Here is a 15866-nt window from a genome sequence, read left to right as displayed (position 1 = left end):
TTGATCAAAGTTTCTTTTCAATCTTCTCCGCTCCACCCTCATTCGAAGCCACCGGCTTCGGACCCTCTTTCGGGTAGAACGTATATGACAGCGTAACCGTGTGGATATCCTTGGATTCCACGGCCTTGACGATTTCCGGATCGATGTAGAACACGACCGGCATGTCGAGCTTCTCGCCCGGCTTCAGGTCCGTTTCCGTAAAGCAGAAACATTGCACCTTGTTGAAATAGACGCCCGCTTCGCCCGGGGTGACGTTGAAAACCGCCTGGCCGCGCTGGGTCTCGTTCGAACGATTCTCGGCGGTGAAATTGACCTGGATCGTTTCGCCGATCTTCGGATTGACCTCGCGCTGGACCGGCTTGAATTCCCATTGCAGACCGGGGGCGACATTGGCGTCGAAGGTGACGCGCATCGTGCGGTCGAGCACGACGCTCGACACCTGGTCGACGCGCTGCGTCGTGCCGTTATAGCCGGTCACCTGGCAGAAGATGCGATAGAGCGGCACGGCGGCATAACTCATCGCGCCCATGCCGAAGACGAAGCTCAGGCACATCATCACGACGGCGCCGTTGTTGCGGCCGGGCTTTTTCGGTGCGGCGGGGTTATCGCTCATCCGGCAGTTCCCCCGCCGATCTTCACGATTGCCATCACGTAGAAGAGAACGACGAGGCCGGCAAGCACCAGCCCCAGCGCGATGTTGCGGTTGCGGCGCGACTTGAGCTGCTTTTCCGTGAGCTTGACCAATTCCATCAGAACCAACCTCCCGCATGCGAGACCAGCAGCAAGGCCAGCCGGTCGATCATCAAGGCAGAGAACACGGCGAAGAGATAGAAGATCGAGAAGCCGAACAGCTTCTTCGCCGGGATCATCTTCAGATCGCCGTCGGGCATGCGCCAGACGGCGATGGAACAGTATATGAAGATCGCGCCGAGGGCGGCAGCAACGAGGCCGTAACCGAGGCTCGCAAAGCCGAGGAACGACGGCAAGACCGCGCAGACGGCGGTCAGCACCGCATAAGCGACGATCTGATGCTTGGTCACCCGCTCGCCGGCGACGTTCGGCAGCATCGGCACGCCGACGGCCTCGTAATCGCGCATCTTGAAGAGCGCCAGCGCCCAGAAATGCGCCGGCGTCCAAAGGAAGATGATGAGGAAGAGAACGGTGCTCTCGATCGTCACGCTGTTGGTCACGCAAGCCCAGCCGATCATCGGCGGGAAGGCGCCGGCGGCACCGCCGATGACGATGTTCTGTGGCGTCGAGCGCTTCAGCCACATGGTGTAGACGACGGCATAGAAGAAGATGGTGAAGGCGAGGATGCCGGCCGAGAGCCAGTTGACCGCAAGGCCGAGGATCACGACCGAGAAGCCCGACAGCACCAGGCCGAAGGCCAGAGCCTCCGAAGGCGCGATACGGCCGGCCGGGATCGGACGGTTGGCCGTGCGGCTCATGATGGCGTCGATATCGGCGTCATACCACATGTTCAGCGCGCCGGAGGCGCCGGCGCCGACGGCGATGCAGAGAATGGCGATCAGGCCGAGGACGGGATGGATGTGGCCCGGCGCCAGCAGCAGACCGGCAAAGGCTGTGAAGACCACGAGCGACATCACTCGCGGCTTCAGCAATTCGAAATAATCGCGCGCACTCGCTTCCGACAATTCGCCGTCCTTTGCAAGCACCTCGTGATTGTCGATGACCGTCATCATTCCGTCCTGAATGTCTTACCATCAGGACGCCGTACCGCATGCGGCGTCCCGATGTCCGCGCAAATTACTTGATGCGCGGAAGCTGTTCCCACTGGTGATAGGGCGGCGGCGAAGGCAGCTGCCATTCGAGCGTCGTTGCACCCTCACCCCACGGATTGTCGCCGGCGACGCGCTTCCTGGCGAAGGCTTCGAAGACGCCGAAGAGGAAGATCAGCACACCGAAGGCCGAGATGTAGGAGCCGATCGAGGACACGTAGTTCCAGCCGGCAAAGGCATCCGGATAATCGATATAGCGGCGCGGCATGCCGGCGAGGCCGAGGAAGTGCTGCGGGAAGAACACCAGGTTGACGCCGATGAACATGACCCAGAAATGCAGCTTGCCGACGAACTCGTTGTACATGTAGCCGGTCATCTTCGGGAACCAGTAGTACCAGCCGGCGAAGATCGCAAAGACGGCGCCGAGCGACAGAACGTAATGGAAGTGGGCCACGACGTAATAGGTGTCATGCAGCGAGCGGTCGAGACCGGCATTGGCAAGCTGGACGCCGGTGACGCCGCCGACCGTGAACAGGAAAATGAAGCCGATTGCCCAGAGCATCGGCGTGCGGAACGAGATCGAGCCGCCCCACATCGTCGCGATCCAGGAGAAGATCTTCACGCCCGTCGGAACGGCGATGACCATCGTCGCGAAGACGAAGTAGCGCTGCGCATCGAGCGACAGGCCGACCGTGTACATGTGGTGAGCCCAGACGACAAAGCCGACGGCGCCGATCGCGACCATGGCATAGGCCATGCCGAGATAGCCGAAGATCGGCTTCTTCGAGAAAGTCGAGATGATGTGGCTGACCATGCCGAAGCCCGGCAGGATGAGGATGTAGACCTCGGGGTGACCGAAAAACCAGAACAGGTGCTGGTAGAGGATCGGGTCGCCGCCGCCTTCCGGAGAGAAGAAGGAGGTGCCGAAGTTGCGGTCGGTGAGCAGCATGGTGATGCCGCCTGCCAGAACCGGCAGCGACAGCAGCAGCAGGAAGGCGGTGATCAGCACGGACCAGGCAAACAGCGGCATCTTGTGCAGCGTCATGCCGGGAGCGCGCATGTTGAGGATCGTGGTGATGAAGTTGATCGCACCGAGGATCGACGAGGCGCCGGCAATGTGCAACGCAAAGATCGCAAGGTCGACCGCCGGTCCCGGTGTGCCGCTTGTCGCCAGCGGCGGATACATCGTCCAGCCGCCGCCCGTGCCGTAGGCGCCTGCCGGGCCTTCGACGAACATCGACAGCAGCAGCAGCGCGAAAGCGGGAACGATCAGCCAGAAGGAAATGTTGTTCAGACGCGGGAAGGCCATGTCGGGCGCGCCGATCATGATCGGCACCATCCAGTTGGCGAAACCGCCGATCATCGCCGGCATGACCATGAAGAAGATCATGATCAGCGCGTGCGCTGTGGTGAACATGTTGAACATCTGCTTGGCGCCGTCGATCGCGGCATCGCCTTCATAGCCGTAGACCATCGAGGCCAGGCCGTGGAAGATCTGAATGCCAGGCTCCTGCAGCTCCATGCGCATGGCAACCGACAGTGCGCCGCCGATGATGCCGGCAATGATCGCGAAGATCAGGTAGAGCGTGCCGATGTCCTTGTGGTTCGTCGAGAACAGCCAGCGATTGGCAAAGCTCGGCTTGTGCCCGTGATCGTGATCGTCATGCGCGTGGTCATGATGGGCGGCGTGATCGCCATGCGTGCGATCGTGATCATGAGAATGATCGTCGTGAGCGGAAGGTCCAGCCATTGTCCCGATCCCCTTAATTACTGTGCTTCGGCGACGTCGAGGGTCTTTGCGGGACCATCGGTTGCGGCCATGAGTGTCTTGTAGGCGCCGGGCAGGTCGCTGGCGGCTGCGGTCAGCCACTGCTTGTACTTGTCCTCGGAGACGACGCGGATGGCGATCGGCATGAACGCATGGTCCTTGCCGCAGAGCTCGGAACACTGGCCGTAGAACAGGCCTTCGCGTTCGGCCCTGAACCAGGTCTCGTTCAGGCGGCCCGGCACGGCATCGATCTTGACGCCGAAGGACGGCATGGCGAAGGCGTGGATGACGTCGGTCGGCGCAGAGGTCACGAGAACGCGGACCGTCTTGTTGACCGGCAGGACCAGCTCGTTGTCGACGGCGAGAAGTCTGGGATAGATCGACTTGTCTTCCTTGCCGGCGGCGGCGCGATCCTGATCCTTCAAGAGGTAGGAATCGAAAGCCAGCGGGCTTTCGCCCGAACCTTCATATTCGTAGTTCCACTGCCACTGGGTGGCGGTCGCCTTGATCGTCACGTCGGGATTTTCGGGCAGCGTCAGCTGCGCCGTCAGCAGGTTGAACGAAGGAATAGCGAGAAGAAGCAGCACCAGAACCGGCCCCACGGTCCAGGCAATCTCGATCATCGTATTGTGGCTCGTCCTCGAGGGGACCGGGTTCGCGCTGGCGCGGAACTTGAAACAAACGACGATGAGCAGGACCAGAACGAAAAGCGTGATCGGAACGATAAACCAAAGGGTATATTGTTCGAACCAGTGGATTTCCCGCATGATCGGCGTTGCCGCCGGCTGCAGCGTCGCCTGCCACGGCATGGGCTGGTCGGCATATGTGCCGGAAGCAAAAAGCAGACAGACCAGCGTGGTCAGGGCTGCATAAGCCTTCTTCATCACCTTATTATCTCCCTCGAGCGCTTGACCTGCAAAATAGAACGCAGAATCCTTGCCATCTTCAGCGCTTCAAACCACAGTTTGGCATTTGCCGCAACAGGTCAGAGCAATTGTCTATGCGGCATTTTTGCTCAAAGCATAGGCAGGCTGGAACGGCAAAACATACCAAGTTTTTCATCAGCATATGAAAAATCGGCTTTCCGGCCAATCCGCGCGCGACACATTATTTCGCAAAGGTCCAATTTCCGCCGCAGTCCCCCGGTTTTCACGGGGTGGGGCTTTTCATTTTTGGTGGGCAGCTTCAACAATAGCCGCAATGATTCGATATCCAGAGGTTTCCATGGGTTTCCGTTCCCTCGCGCAGTCGCTTCTCCTGACTGCCAGCATCGCGGCCGCAGCGACGACGCCCGTTTTCGCACAGCAGCAACCCACTCCGTCGGAGGCCAAGCCGCCCGCTTCGGCGCCAGCTCCGGCGCCGACCCCTGCTCCGGCGCCGCAACAGCCGAGCGCCGCCAAACCGAATGTCGAACAGGTGACACCCGGCCAGACGCAGCCGCCGGCGCCCGGCACGGTGAAATCCAATCACGGCGCATGGTCTGTCGTCTGCGACAAGCCGGCAGGTGCAGCGACCGAACAATGCGCGCTGATGCAGAATGTCATCGCCGAGGATCGGCCGGAGGTCGGCCTTTCCGTCGTCGTCTTGAAGACGGCCGACCGGAAATCGAAGATTCTGCGTGTGCTCGCGCCGCTCGGCGTGCTGCTGCCGAACGGCCTCGGCCTCAATGTCGACGGCAAGGATATCGGCCGCGCCTATTTCGTCCGCTGCTTCGCCGATGGCTGCTATGCCGAGGTCGTGCTCGAGGACGAGTTGCTCAAGACCTTCCGCAGCGGCGCCCAGGCAACCTTCATCGTCTTCCAGACCCCGGAAGAAGGTATCGGCATCCCCGTCGACCTCAAGGGCTTCGCCGAAGGTTTCGACGCCCTGCCGTGAGGCGGGCTGCCGTCTGCCGTGGGTCCGCCCCTCATCCGCCTGCCGCCACCTTCTCCCCGTAAACGGGGCGAAGGGGGTCGCCGCAACCTCTCCGTTCCTTGCTCAACTCTCGTAGGGCACGTCCCCTCGCCCCGTTTACGGGGAGAGGGTTAGGGTGAGGGGCGGATATTTTCTCGACATTTCGAACAAATCAGCTCTCAAAGTGATTATGCAAAAAAGCCGCGTCGCCACACAGCGCAAAGCGATGGAAACGCTCCCATCCCATTAAAAAAGAATAATTCGACGGTGGGGCTTCACTCCTTATTATGTGGAGCCCTATCTAGGGAGTAAGTGCACTCCTGAACGTATGCCCATTGGAGCCCTATCATGACCACCGATCTCCTGACGCTTTTCGATGCCGATGAAGCGACGATGCGCAAGCACGTCGCCGAGGCCCTGTCCGGCGCCGATGACGGCGAACTGTTCATCGAGCATGCGCAGGCGGAAGCGCTGACCTTCGACAATGGCCGGCTCAAGGGTGGCAGCTTCAACACCGAACAGGGTTTCGGCCTGCGCGCCGTTGCCGGCGAAGCGGTGGGTTATGCCCATGCCGGCGATCTCTCGGTGGCGGCGCTGAAGCGGGCGGCCGATGCCGTCGGCGCGGTGACGCGCGGCTATTCCGGCTCCTATGCGGCAGCGCCTCAGGGCACAAATAAGAAATTCTACAGCGACGAGAACCCGATCGGCCAGCCGAGCTTCGAGGAGAAGGTCAAGGTCCTGCAGGACATCGACGCCTATCTCAGGGGCAAGAACGGCAAGGTGCGGCAGGTGACGGCCTCGGTCGCCGCGAGCTGGCAAGTCGTCGACATCCTGCGCGCCGACGGACATCGTGTGCGCGACATCAGGCCGATGACGCGCATCAATATCTCGGTCATGGTCGGCGAGGGCGATCGGCAGGAGAGCGGCTCCTATGGCCACGGCGGGCGCATCGGCTTCGGCGACTTCATCGCCGAGGGCAGCTGGCAATACGGCGCCGACGAGGCGCTGCGCCAGGCGCTCGTCAATCTCGAGGCGATCGATGCACCGGCTGGCACGATGGATGTCGTGCTCGGTTCGGGCTGGCCGGGCGTGATGCTGCACGAGGCTGTTGGCCATGGGCTGGAAGGCGATTTCAACCGCAAGAAGACGTCGGCATTCGCCGGTCTTCTCGGCCAGATGGTCGCCGCTCCCGGTGTCACCGTCGTCGACGACGGAACGATCGACAATCGCCGCGGCTCGATCACCATCGACGACGAGGGTACGCCGTCTGCCTACAACGTGCTGATCGAAAACGGCAAGCTCGTCGGTTATATGCAGGATCGGCAGAATGCCCGGCTGATGGGCATGGCGCCCACCGGCAACGGTCGCCGCCAGGGTTATGCGCATGTGCCGATGCCGCGCATGACCAACACCTATATGCTCGGCGGCGACAAGACGCCCGAGGAGATCATCGCTTCGGTGAAGAAGGGCATCTACGCCGTCTCCTTCGGCGGCGGCCAGGTTGATATCACCTCCGGCAAGTTCGTCTTCGGCTGCACCGAGGCCTATCTGATCGAGAACGGCAAGGTCGGCGCGCCGATCAAGGGCGCCATGCTGATCGGCAACGGCCCGGATGCGATGAAGCGGGTGTCGATGATCGGCAACGACATGAAGCTCGATACGGGTATCGGCAATTGCGGCAAGGCCGGCCAATGGGTTCCCGTCGGCGTCGGCCAGCCGCATCTGCGCATGGATCAGGTGACGGTCGGCGGCACGCAGACCTGAGGCAAAAGGAACTGTGATGGCGGACATCGAAATCAGGACCTTCACAGCCGATGACGCCGATGCCGTGCTTTCGGTGATCCTGCCGATCCAGCGCGAGGAGTTCGGCATAGACATCACCGCGGATGCACAGCCGGATCTCCGGGTCATCCCGGATTTCTATCAGTCCGGCAAGGGACAGTTCTGGGTTGCCGTCCAGGATGGCGCCATCGTCGGCACCGTCGGGCTCAAGGATATCGGCAATAATCAGGCGGCGCTGCGCAAGATGTTCGTCTCAGCTGCGGTTCGCGGCCGCGAGCACGGCGTGGCGGCGCGGCTTTTCGATCGCCTCTTTGCCCACGCCAGGGATGCCGGCATTACCGATATCTTCCTCGGCACGACAGACAAATTCGTCGCGGCGCATCGCTTCTACGAGAAGAACGGCTTTAGCGAGATTGCCAAGAGCGCCCTGCCCCGCTCCTTCCCGCTGATGGCGGTGGACAGCAAATTCTACCGGCATAAGGTCGGCTGATTTAGCCTTTAGGAAGATCGCGATGCGGCTGAACACCAACAGCCTCGCCTAAAGCGACTATGCCGTCGTCTGAAAAACCGCCGCACGTTTTGGCCGCCCTGCATTAGCTCTCCGACGTTTGCGCCGGCTGAAACAGCCACTTCCGTTCGATCGCGGCGGCAAGGTCGATATCGTTGCGTCGGGCGAAGAGCAGGAGGTGGCCGAGAACGTCGGCGGTCTCCTCGGCTAGGTCTTGCTGCATATCTTCCGGTGAACGCCCCTTTGCACGGCCGCGCCCGGTCAGCCGGTTCCAGGCCTGTGTCAGCTCGCCCATTTCCTCCTGCAGTTTCAGAAGGAACCAATCGGCATCACGCTCAATGCCGTTGGCGGCGACATGGGTGGAGGAAGAAATTTCGAACTGATCGGCGAGACGGCGCAGCATGAGCGTTCTCCTTTTGTTTATGGAGGAGACGCTGATTCCCGATGATTGTCCAGACAGGGATTGTCCAGAGTGCCGGGCGGCGATCAGCCGCGATCCGGCAGCAGCATGCAATCATACGAACGCTGTTTCAGCGCATCGCAGGCCGAGACGGCGGCATCTTTGCTGGCGAAACCGACGAAGCGGGCGCGATAGATCTTGTTGGCCCCCTGCCCGACCGCCTCGGTATAGGGCGAAGCGGAAACGAGCGGTGCGCCGCCTTCCGACTTCGCCTGGGCCAGAAGCGCGCGTGCGGCGTCGGCGCTCGGAGCGGCCGAGATCTGGATCTGCCAGTCGCCATCGGCCTTCCCTGCTGATGTTTTCGGTGTCTTGCCGGCGTTCAGGATCTCGTCCATCGCGACGGGACGCTCCAGCGGCACGACGGCGTCATCGGCATAGGCCAGGCTCTTGGCTGCGAGATCGTCGGCCGGGCGCGGTGCGTTGAGCGGCACCGGAACATCGGAGGCGTCGGCGGCGGACGCGACTTCGACAGTTTCTTTGGCGCCAACGCTCGCCACCAGCTTTGCGCCGCCGGAAGATGAGGCACGGCCGAGATAACGGTCGAGCAAACCAGCCATCTTGGCGTCGCGACTGCGGGCGGTGCGACCGCCGAGCACGACGCCGACCACGCGGCGGTTGCCGTCCCGGACGGCGCTCACGAGGTTGAAGCCGGAAGCGTTGGTATAACCCGTCTTAATGCCGTCCATGCCCTGATAGCGGTACATGAGATTGTTGTGGCCGCGCACGGTTCGGCCGCGGAAATTGAAGCTTGCCATCGAAAACAGCCGGTATTCGTTCGGATAGTTCTTCATCAAGGCGACGGCGAGCGTCGACATGTCACGCGCCGTCGTGACCTGGCGGCCGTCCGGCAGGCCGGAGGCATTGACAAAGACGGTGCGGCTCATGCCAAGCTGGCGGGCCCTGGCCGTCATCATCCGGGCAAAACCGCTTTCCGAGCCGGCGAGCTTCTCGCCCATGGCGGAGGCGGCGTCATTGGCGGATTTGACGATCATGCCATAGACCGCCTCACGAACGGTGATCGTGCCGCCCGCCTTGACGCCAAGCTTGGTCGGCGGCCGGGCGGCGGCGTATTTCGATATCCTGATCGGAGTGTCCCAGGCGATCTTGCCGCGTTTCAATGCCTCGAAGGTGAGATAGAGCGTCATCATCTTCGTCAGCGAGGCCGGATGGTTCAGCGTATCGGCGTTTTCGGCAGCGAGAACCTTGCCTGTGCGGGCATCGAGGATCAGCGAAGCATTTCCGGCAAGGGCCGCAAGCGGCGCCGAAACGGCAAGCGTTACGGTCAAAACAGCCGCCAAAAGCTTTCTCATCCACTTCCCTCATACGCTTGCCCTGATGCTCGGCACTTGATGCACCGGCTCTCGGTCAGACCGGCGTTTGTGTCGTAATGTGACAGAAGCCGTAAGTTTGGCGCGACTTTGAGGCAACGCCTATCATTTTTCTATTCTTTTCATCACCTTGGTTAACAGGAAATCAAGGACATGTTCCGAACAGGGATTCAGCAAGGCTTAAGTCGCACTTGCTAATTTCCGGCAAAGGCAAGGAACGGGCGCCGCATGACGGGACAATTCAAGCGACTGGCAAAACGCGCAGCGATCGGCGCCGGGCTTGAGCTTTCCTGGCTGCTTGGCTCGGCCGGGCTGATGCGCGAAGCGCGCGGGCGCGGCGTCGTCTTCACGCTGCATCATGTCCGCCCGCACGTGCCCGAAACCTTCGAACCGAATGCGCATCTCGAAATCACCCCGCGTTTTCTCGACGCGGCGCTGCAACGGCTGAGGCGGCAGGGCTATCGCTTCGTGCCGCTCGATCAGGTGCCGGCGCTGCTGGCAGAGCCCGAGGGCGCACAGCCGTTTGCGGCCTTCACGCTCGACGACGGATACGGCAACAATCTGGAACATGCGCTGCCGGTGTTCGAGCGGCATCAGGCGCCGTTCACGGTGTTCGTCGCCAAGGGTTTTGCCGAGGGCTCTCACAGTGTCTGGTGGGAGACGCTGGCGATCCTCTTGCGCCACGCGCCGGAAATCCGCTTCGATTTCGGCCGCGGCATGGAGCGCCTGGTGCTCGACAGCCTACAGCAGCAATGGCATGCCTTCGAACGCTTCGCCTGGTATATCCACCGCTCCGACGAGGCGCGCGCCATCGCCGCGATCGATCTGCTGGCGCGGGAAAACGATATCGAGCCGACAGACATCGTTCGCGAACTGGTGATGGGGCCTGGCGAATTGCAACGGCTCGCCAGCCATCCGCTTGCAGCGCTTGGCGCCCATACGATCAGCCATCGCGCGCTCGCCCGCCTGCCGGAAGCCGAAGCGCGAATCGAAATGCAGGCTTCAGCGGATTACCTCGAGGCGATGACCGGCATCCGTCCCGAGACGATCGCCTATCCCTACGGCACGCCGGAGGCTGCGACTGCCCGCGAGGCGCGCATCGCACGCAATCTCGGCTTTACTCTCGCGGTCACCACGCAACCCGGGCTGCCGGCAGCGCGGCTCACCGGTTATCTCCCGCGCATTTCGCTCAACGGCTTCTACCAGAAGCGACGCTACGTCTCGGCGCTTGCTTCCGGCATACCGTTGAAGCTGATGGGCCGGTAAAGCCCGTTACGGATACATCCGCACCTTGTCCCATTCGCCTTCCGGTGATGGCCGGCGAAATTCGACCCGATCATGCAGGCGGAATTTCTGGTCCTTCCAGAATTCGATCGAGGTCGGCCGGATGCGGAAGCCCGACCAGTGGGCGGGGCGCGGAATCTCGCCGATGGCATAACGCGCGGTATATTCAGCCACGGCCTTCTCCAGCGCGAAACGGCTTTCGAGCGGACGGGATTGTTTAGAGGCCCAGGCGCCGATGCGGCTGCCGCGCGCACGTGTCTTGAAATAGGCGTCGGCTTCGGCGTCGGTGACGATCTCGACGGGACCGCGCAGCCGCACTTGACGGCGCAGGCTTTTCCAGTGAAAGCACATGGCGGCCTTTTTCTGGCCAAGAATTTCGCGGCCTTTCTGGCTCTCGAAATTGGTGTAGAAGACGAAACCGTCGTCGTCGAATCCCTTCAGGAGAACCATGCGGACATTCGGAAGACCATCTTCATCGACCGTCGCCAGCGCCACCGCATTGGGGTCGTTGGGCTCGGAGGCCTCCGCTTCTTTCAGCCATTCGGCAAAGAGCTTGAAGGGCTCGCCACTTTCGGTAAAGTCACCGCTTGTTAACTCGTTTGCCGACATATTGGTCCAAATGCCCCGGATTATTCAAAACTCGCCCAGCTTTCGATAACTGGACAGGATGCAGGGTGGAAGTCATAGCAAAGTCATCTCGCTATACAAAGGGGCTGCGGCGACGCAGCAGCGCCTCGTTCGTCATCGGCGTCGCGATGTTGTCGCTTTCCGGCTGCGTCGGCGGCGGCATGGATTTCCTAAGTGACGCCAAGGTCGACCGGTCGGTGGCAACCGGCACCGTGCCGCAGACGCCGCCGAGCACGGACACGCTCTCCGACGAGATGACCGTGCGCAACGCCGTCACATCGGCCGATGTGGAAAGGCTGGAGGGCCAGCCGCTTCCCTGGGCGAACGCATCGACCGGCAGTGCCGGCGTCATCGAAACGATCGTCGAGAACAATGAGTCCGGCCAGGTCTGCCGGCAGTTCCGCACGACCCGCCATTCCTATGTCGGCATCGCCAAATTCTACGGCAAGACCTGCCTTGTCGGCGGCGGCAACTGGCAGCTTCTGAGCTTCCAGCCGGAAAGTTGATCCGGCGGGAAAGTTGATCTGCCTCTGCATAATCAAATGTGTGACAGCGTCCTTTTGCGCGCCCGAAAAGACGGGTAGCGCCGTCGCCGACAGGTTAACGCCCGTCCGCTTTCTGCCACGTGCTTAGCAAAGAGCTAACCATTCGCCGCGAAACACCCCACATGTCTCCACAGAAATAACAAGTGATTAGCAACTCCGCCGCAGAATCGGCGTTGAGAGTGGCTGTTCCTGCCTATGTAGCGGGCGGCGCCACATACGTTTTATTGGACGGGGATGCTGGGCAAGGACGAGGCTTGCCGCATCGCAACACCGGCGGTTTTAACATGCGCGATCCTTATAAAATTCTGGGCGTCAAGCGCGACGCGGCAGTAGACGAGATCAAGGCGGCTTGGCGCAACATGGCCAAATCAGCCCATCCCGACCACAATCAGGACGATCCGACAGCGACGGCCCGATTCGCCGAGATCGGCCGCGCCTATGAAACGCTGAAGGACCCGCGCAAACGCAGCCTGTTCGACAATGCCCTGCGGATGGCCGAAGCCAAGAAGCACGAACAGACGATCATGCAGCAGCGCCAGGCCGCCCGCGAGGCGGCCGTGCGCGCCAAGGCGGCGCAGGCCAATGCCGAGCGCGTGATGGAAGAGCTGGCGCGCGCCGCCGCCCAGAAGGCTGCCGCCGACGGCTCCAGGCAACAGGCAGGTTCCGCTGAGGCGGCCGATGAGATGGTGGATCGCATTTTCGGCGCCCAGGCTCGCGCGGCTGCCGGCGGCCAGGCGCAGGGTCGCGCCCAGCAGACGCAATACCAGCAGGCCCAAAACGCCCAGGGCGACGCCGGCAAGCGCATGGATGGCGACACCGCCGAGGCCGACACCAAGGGCGACGAGGAAGCGGGCGAAGCGGGGGCAAATGCCGCCGCCAACCTGTCGCTGCCACTCAGCATCCTGACAAACCTGGTGCGCCGTTTCACCGGCGCTAAGGACACCGGCCTCGAAAGGGCGCCGGATGAGGTGACAACGGCGACCGTCACGATCGACGACGTGTTGAAGAGCGGCTGGATCACCGCGTCATTGCCGGAGGGCCGCGAAGTCGGCTTCGCGTTGCCGGCAGGCACGACCGACGGTCACGAGATCAGGCTCAAGGGACAGGGCTTCAAACTGCCGGGCATGCAGCGCGGCGACGCCGTCGTCAACATTCGCATTGCACCCGATCCGCGCTTCACGGTCGATGGTTTCGATCTGCACGCCGTGCTGCCGCTCAGCATCGAAAATGCCGTGCTCGGCACCGAGGCGCGTATCGAAGGACCGAGCGGCCCGCTGAACGTGACGATCCCGGCATGGTCGGGCTCGGACAAGACGATCCGTGTTCCCGGCCAGGGATTGCCCCGCGAAGAGGGCGGCAGAGGCGATCTCGTCGTCGAATTGCGCATTATCTTGTGGGAAAAACCCGACGACAAAATCACCGATCTCATGCGGAGCATGCGCGAAGGCCTGTTCCTATGAAATTTTTATGACATTCGCACCCTTTATTACGATCCCTAACAGTTGATGATCCCGGCCAAGCTTGAACCGATTAACGGCCTATGCCATAGGCAGGATCGATCAGAATCCTAGGGAGCGAAATATGGCTCAAGCATCCGGCCTCATGGCAGGCAAACGCGGCGTCATCATGGGTGTCGCCAACAATCGTTCGATTGCGTGGGGTATTGCCAAGGCCATTCATGCGCAGGGCGGAGAAGTTGCGCTCACCTACCAGGGCGATGCGCTGAAGAAGCGCGTCGAGCCGCTCGCCGCCGAAATCGGCGCGACGCTCGTCGGCCATTGTGACGTCGCCGACGAAGCAACCATCGACGCCGTTTTCGAAAACGTCGAAAAGCTCTGGGGCAAGATCGATTTCCTCGTGCATGCGATCGGCTTTTCCGACAAGGACGAGCTGACCGGCCGCTACGTCGACACCTCGCCCGACAATTTCACCAAGACGATGCAGATCTCCGTCTACTCCTTCACCTCGGTCGCACGCCGCGCCGAGAAGCTGATGACGGATGGCGGCGCCATGCTGACGCTGACCTATTACGGCGCCGAAAAGGTGATGCCGAACTATAACGTCATGGGCGTCGCCAAGGCCGCGCTCGAAGCCAGCGTCAAGTATCTTGCCGTCGATCTCGGCCCCCAGAACATCCGCGTCAACGCCGTTTCGGCCGGACCGATCAAGACGCTTGCCGCCTCCGGCATCGGCGATTTCCGCTATATTCTGAAGTGGAACGAATATAACGCGCCGTTGCGCCGTACCGTCACCATCGAGGAAGTCGGCGATGTCGGCCTCTATCTCCTGTCGGATCTCTCGCGCTCCGTCACCGGCGAAGTGCATCACGCCGACAGCGGCTATCATGTCATCGGCATGAAGGCGGTCGACGCGCCCGACATTTCCGTCATCAAGGACTGATTTCTCCATATGGATGCGAGACCGTGCTTATCTACGTGATCAGACACGGCCAGACCGCCTGGAATGCCGAGCGCCGCCTGCAGGGTCAGAAGGATATCCCGATGAATGCCACGGGCCTGGAACAGGCCCGGCAGAACGGCATCGCGCTGGCGGAGATTCTCGGCGACACGATCGACCAGTTCGATTTCGTCGCAAGCCCGCTCCAGCGCACGCGCGCGACGATGGAAATCATGCGCACCGCCATGGGCCTGCCGCCGCTGGCCTATCGCACCGATCCAAGGCTGGTGGAAATTTCCTTCGGCGACTGGGAAGGCTCGACGATCAAGGAGTTGAAGGCGACGCAGCGCGAGCGGGTAGCGGAGCGCAACGCCTCGAAATGGGATTTTATCCCGCCCGGCGATGATGCGGAAAGCTATGAAATCCTCTCCTGGCGCACCGGCTCTTGGCTGAACTCGGTCGATCGGCCGACGGTCTGCGTGACGCATGGCGGCGTCATCCGCACGCTGTTCCAGACGATCGCCGACCTGCCGAAAAGCACTGCTGCGGAAGGTGCGATCCCACAGGATCGGATCATCAGGATCGAAACCACGGAGCGGACGATCGTCTGGCTGTAGGCATTGCCATTGCGCCTCGATCAAAAAGCCTTCGGAAGTCCGGCCTGTTTTAGCGTTTCATTGGCCGTATGGCGGGATTTTACACCATGGTCGACCGTGAAGTGGCGGTTAGAAATCGGGCTGTACCAGATTTCATGATCACCCTTTCCCGGTCGCACGTATTCGCAGCCGGCTTTCAGCAATAACTCTTTGAGTTCGCGGAGATAGCCGGCCATGCGCTCAGTAGGTCGGATTGGGGATGCGAACGAGCTGTTCGGCCATGATATGGACGGGGATTTCCGGCAGACTCGAGGTGAAGCCGTTAAGCTCGAAAAGGTCGGTTATAGCTGCCACAACTTTAGGCTCGAGGGCTTCGAGGGTGTCGGCCTCGACGGCCAGCCCTTCGATATCGTTGCTACTGGCAACCCAAACACCAGCCTCTTCATCCCAATCCGCGCGCACTATGATCGAGGCGTGCTTCATACGATCAGTCTCCATAGCGGACACGATTGTCCTACGAGGTTGCGCACCACTGTGGGCACTACGCCGACGTGGCATAGTGTACATATGTAGTGGAATGGAAGTGAATTTTATACGCCGATCTAGGCGTTACGCTGCCTATTTGACGATATCGAGATCGTTGATGACGCGCTTGCCGTCGACCTCGGTATAGAAGACGATCACCTTCACGCCGGCTTCGAGGCCGTCGAAATTGAATTCCTCGGGCGCCTGATAGGTTTTGCCGTCATCTAGGGTCAGCACAAGGTTGGCCGTGTCGACCTTCTTGATCGTCGCCTCGACGTCGGCGCTCTCGGCAAAACCGCTCATCGGTGACAGGAAGCTTGCTGTTGCCAAAAGCGTGGCGACGACGAAACGCATGGCGACAATCCTTATAAGACGCTGCACGAGAAACTGACTGGCCACAGATAAGCTCCTGAA

General features: G+C 61.3%; 19 protein-coding genes. 8 read left to right on the top strand and 11 right to left on the bottom strand.

Translation table 11 applies throughout. From position 1 onward, the window contains the following. Positions 1-4: 4 nt before the first annotated feature. From N2600_RS03455 to coxB, 5 genes are all read right to left on the bottom strand, one after another. Entirely contained in the window at positions 5-613 is a 609-nt protein-coding gene (locus N2600_RS03455; RefSeq protein WP_260297982.1) for a cytochrome c oxidase assembly protein, read from the bottom strand. Further along, the gene (locus N2600_RS03450) at positions 610-750 is read right to left on the bottom strand and encodes a hypothetical protein (RefSeq protein WP_020048779.1); all 141 of its coding nucleotides are present in this window, start codon (positions 748-750) and stop codon (positions 610-612) included. Before N2600_RS03450 ends, N2600_RS03455 begins: the two co-directional genes overlap by 4 nt. Continuing rightward, positions 750-1700, bottom strand: a complete 951-nt coding sequence (locus N2600_RS03445) for a heme o synthase (protein ID WP_260297981.1) — start codon at positions 1698-1700, stop codon at positions 750-752. Before N2600_RS03445 ends, N2600_RS03450 begins: the two co-directional genes overlap by 1 nt. A gap of 67 nt (positions 1701-1767) precedes the next feature. Beyond that, entirely contained in the window at positions 1768-3489 is a 1722-nt protein-coding gene (gene ctaD, locus N2600_RS03440; RefSeq protein ID WP_017963111.1) for a cytochrome c oxidase subunit I, read from the bottom strand. A gap of 17 nt (positions 3490-3506) precedes the next feature. After that, the gene (coxB, locus tag N2600_RS03435; RefSeq protein ID WP_064248600.1) at positions 3507-4391 is read right to left on the bottom strand and encodes a cytochrome c oxidase subunit II; all 885 of its coding nucleotides are present in this window, start codon (positions 4389-4391) and stop codon (positions 3507-3509) included. Positions 4392-4707: 316 nt separating this feature from the next. On the opposite strand from coxB, the gene N2600_RS03430 reads away from it, so the two are divergent. The 3 genes from N2600_RS03430 to N2600_RS03420 all read left to right on the top strand — a co-directional run bounded on the left by N2600_RS03430 (position 4708) and on the right by N2600_RS03420 (position 7672). Beyond that, entirely contained in the window at positions 4708-5382 is a 675-nt protein-coding gene (locus N2600_RS03430; RefSeq protein WP_222281446.1) for an invasion associated locus B family protein, read from the top strand. 366 nt (positions 5383-5748) lie between these two features. Beyond that, positions 5749-7164, top strand: a complete 1416-nt coding sequence (gene tldD, locus N2600_RS03425) for a metalloprotease TldD (RefSeq protein WP_260297979.1) — start codon at positions 5749-5751, stop codon at positions 7162-7164. 16 nt (positions 7165-7180) lie between these two features. Continuing rightward, complete coding sequence (locus tag N2600_RS03420; protein WP_260297977.1) at positions 7181-7672, top strand: GNAT family N-acetyltransferase; 492 nt, start codon at positions 7181-7183, stop codon at positions 7670-7672. 103 nt (positions 7673-7775) lie between these two features. On the opposite strand, the gene N2600_RS03415 is transcribed toward N2600_RS03420, so the two are convergent. Together N2600_RS03415 and N2600_RS03410 are read right to left on the bottom strand one after the other, a co-directional pair. Further along, a complete protein-coding gene (locus tag N2600_RS03415; protein WP_260297975.1) occupies positions 7776-8093 on the bottom strand; it encodes a MazG nucleotide pyrophosphohydrolase domain-containing protein in 318 nt (105 codons plus the stop codon). Positions 8094-8176: 83 nt separating this feature from the next. After that, entirely contained in the window at positions 8177-9460 is a 1284-nt protein-coding gene (locus N2600_RS03410) for a D-alanyl-D-alanine carboxypeptidase family protein (RefSeq protein WP_260297973.1), read from the bottom strand. A gap of 246 nt (positions 9461-9706) precedes the next feature. Between N2600_RS03410 and N2600_RS03405 the strand changes: the two genes are divergently transcribed. Next, positions 9707-10744 (top strand): polysaccharide deacetylase family protein, encoded by a 1038-nt coding sequence (locus N2600_RS03405; RefSeq protein WP_260297971.1) that lies wholly within the window; start codon positions 9707-9709, stop codon positions 10742-10744. Positions 10745-10750: 6 nt separating this feature from the next. On the opposite strand, the gene pdxH is transcribed toward N2600_RS03405, so the two are convergent. After that, a complete protein-coding gene (gene pdxH / locus N2600_RS03400) occupies positions 10751-11371 on the bottom strand; it encodes a pyridoxamine 5'-phosphate oxidase (RefSeq protein ID WP_028742776.1) in 621 nt (206 codons plus the stop codon). A 65-nt stretch (positions 11372-11436) separates the two neighbouring features. On the opposite strand from pdxH, the gene N2600_RS03395 reads away from it, so the two are divergent. The 4 genes from N2600_RS03395 (at position 11437) to N2600_RS03380 (ending at position 14948) form a co-directional block, all read left to right on the top strand. Next, positions 11437-11895, top strand: coding sequence for an RT0821/Lpp0805 family surface protein (locus N2600_RS03395; protein ID WP_017963102.1), 459 nt, complete (start codon positions 11437-11439; stop codon positions 11893-11895). A 293-nt stretch (positions 11896-12188) separates the two neighbouring features. Continuing rightward, entirely contained in the window at positions 12189-13394 is a 1206-nt protein-coding gene (locus tag N2600_RS03390) for a J domain-containing protein (RefSeq protein WP_260297968.1), read from the top strand. A 121-nt stretch (positions 13395-13515) separates the two neighbouring features. Beyond that, the gene (gene fabI / locus N2600_RS03385) at positions 13516-14334 is read left to right on the top strand and encodes an enoyl-ACP reductase FabI (RefSeq protein WP_017963100.1); all 819 of its coding nucleotides are present in this window, start codon (positions 13516-13518) and stop codon (positions 14332-14334) included. A gap of 23 nt (positions 14335-14357) precedes the next feature. Next, positions 14358-14948, top strand: coding sequence for a histidine phosphatase family protein (locus N2600_RS03380; RefSeq protein ID WP_260297967.1), 591 nt, complete (start codon positions 14358-14360; stop codon positions 14946-14948). Positions 14949-14968: 20 nt separating this feature from the next. On the opposite strand, the gene N2600_RS03375 is transcribed toward N2600_RS03380, so the two are convergent. From N2600_RS03375 to N2600_RS03365, 3 genes are all read right to left on the bottom strand, one after another. Continuing rightward, on the bottom strand, positions 14969-15163 hold the full coding sequence (locus tag N2600_RS03375) for a type II toxin-antitoxin system HicA family toxin (RefSeq protein WP_003588117.1): 195 nt from the start codon (positions 15161-15163) through the stop codon (positions 14969-14971). A gap of 4 nt (positions 15164-15167) precedes the next feature. Further along, positions 15168-15410, bottom strand: coding sequence for a DUF1902 domain-containing protein (locus N2600_RS03370; protein WP_037115447.1), 243 nt, complete (start codon positions 15408-15410; stop codon positions 15168-15170). Positions 15411-15545: 135 nt separating this feature from the next. Beyond that, positions 15546-15806 carry a DUF1344 domain-containing protein gene (locus N2600_RS03365; protein ID WP_003569889.1) on the bottom strand — a complete coding sequence of 87 codons (261 nt, stop codon included), beginning with the start codon at positions 15804-15806 and terminating at the stop codon, positions 15546-15548. Positions 15807-15866: the final 60 nt, after the last annotated feature.

Source organism: Rhizobium sp. WSM1274 (assembly GCF_025200775.1).
Classification (GTDB): Bacteria; Pseudomonadota; Alphaproteobacteria; order Rhizobiales; family Rhizobiaceae; genus Rhizobium; species Rhizobium leguminosarum_I.
This window is presented reverse-complemented; position numbering and strand designations above follow the sequence as displayed.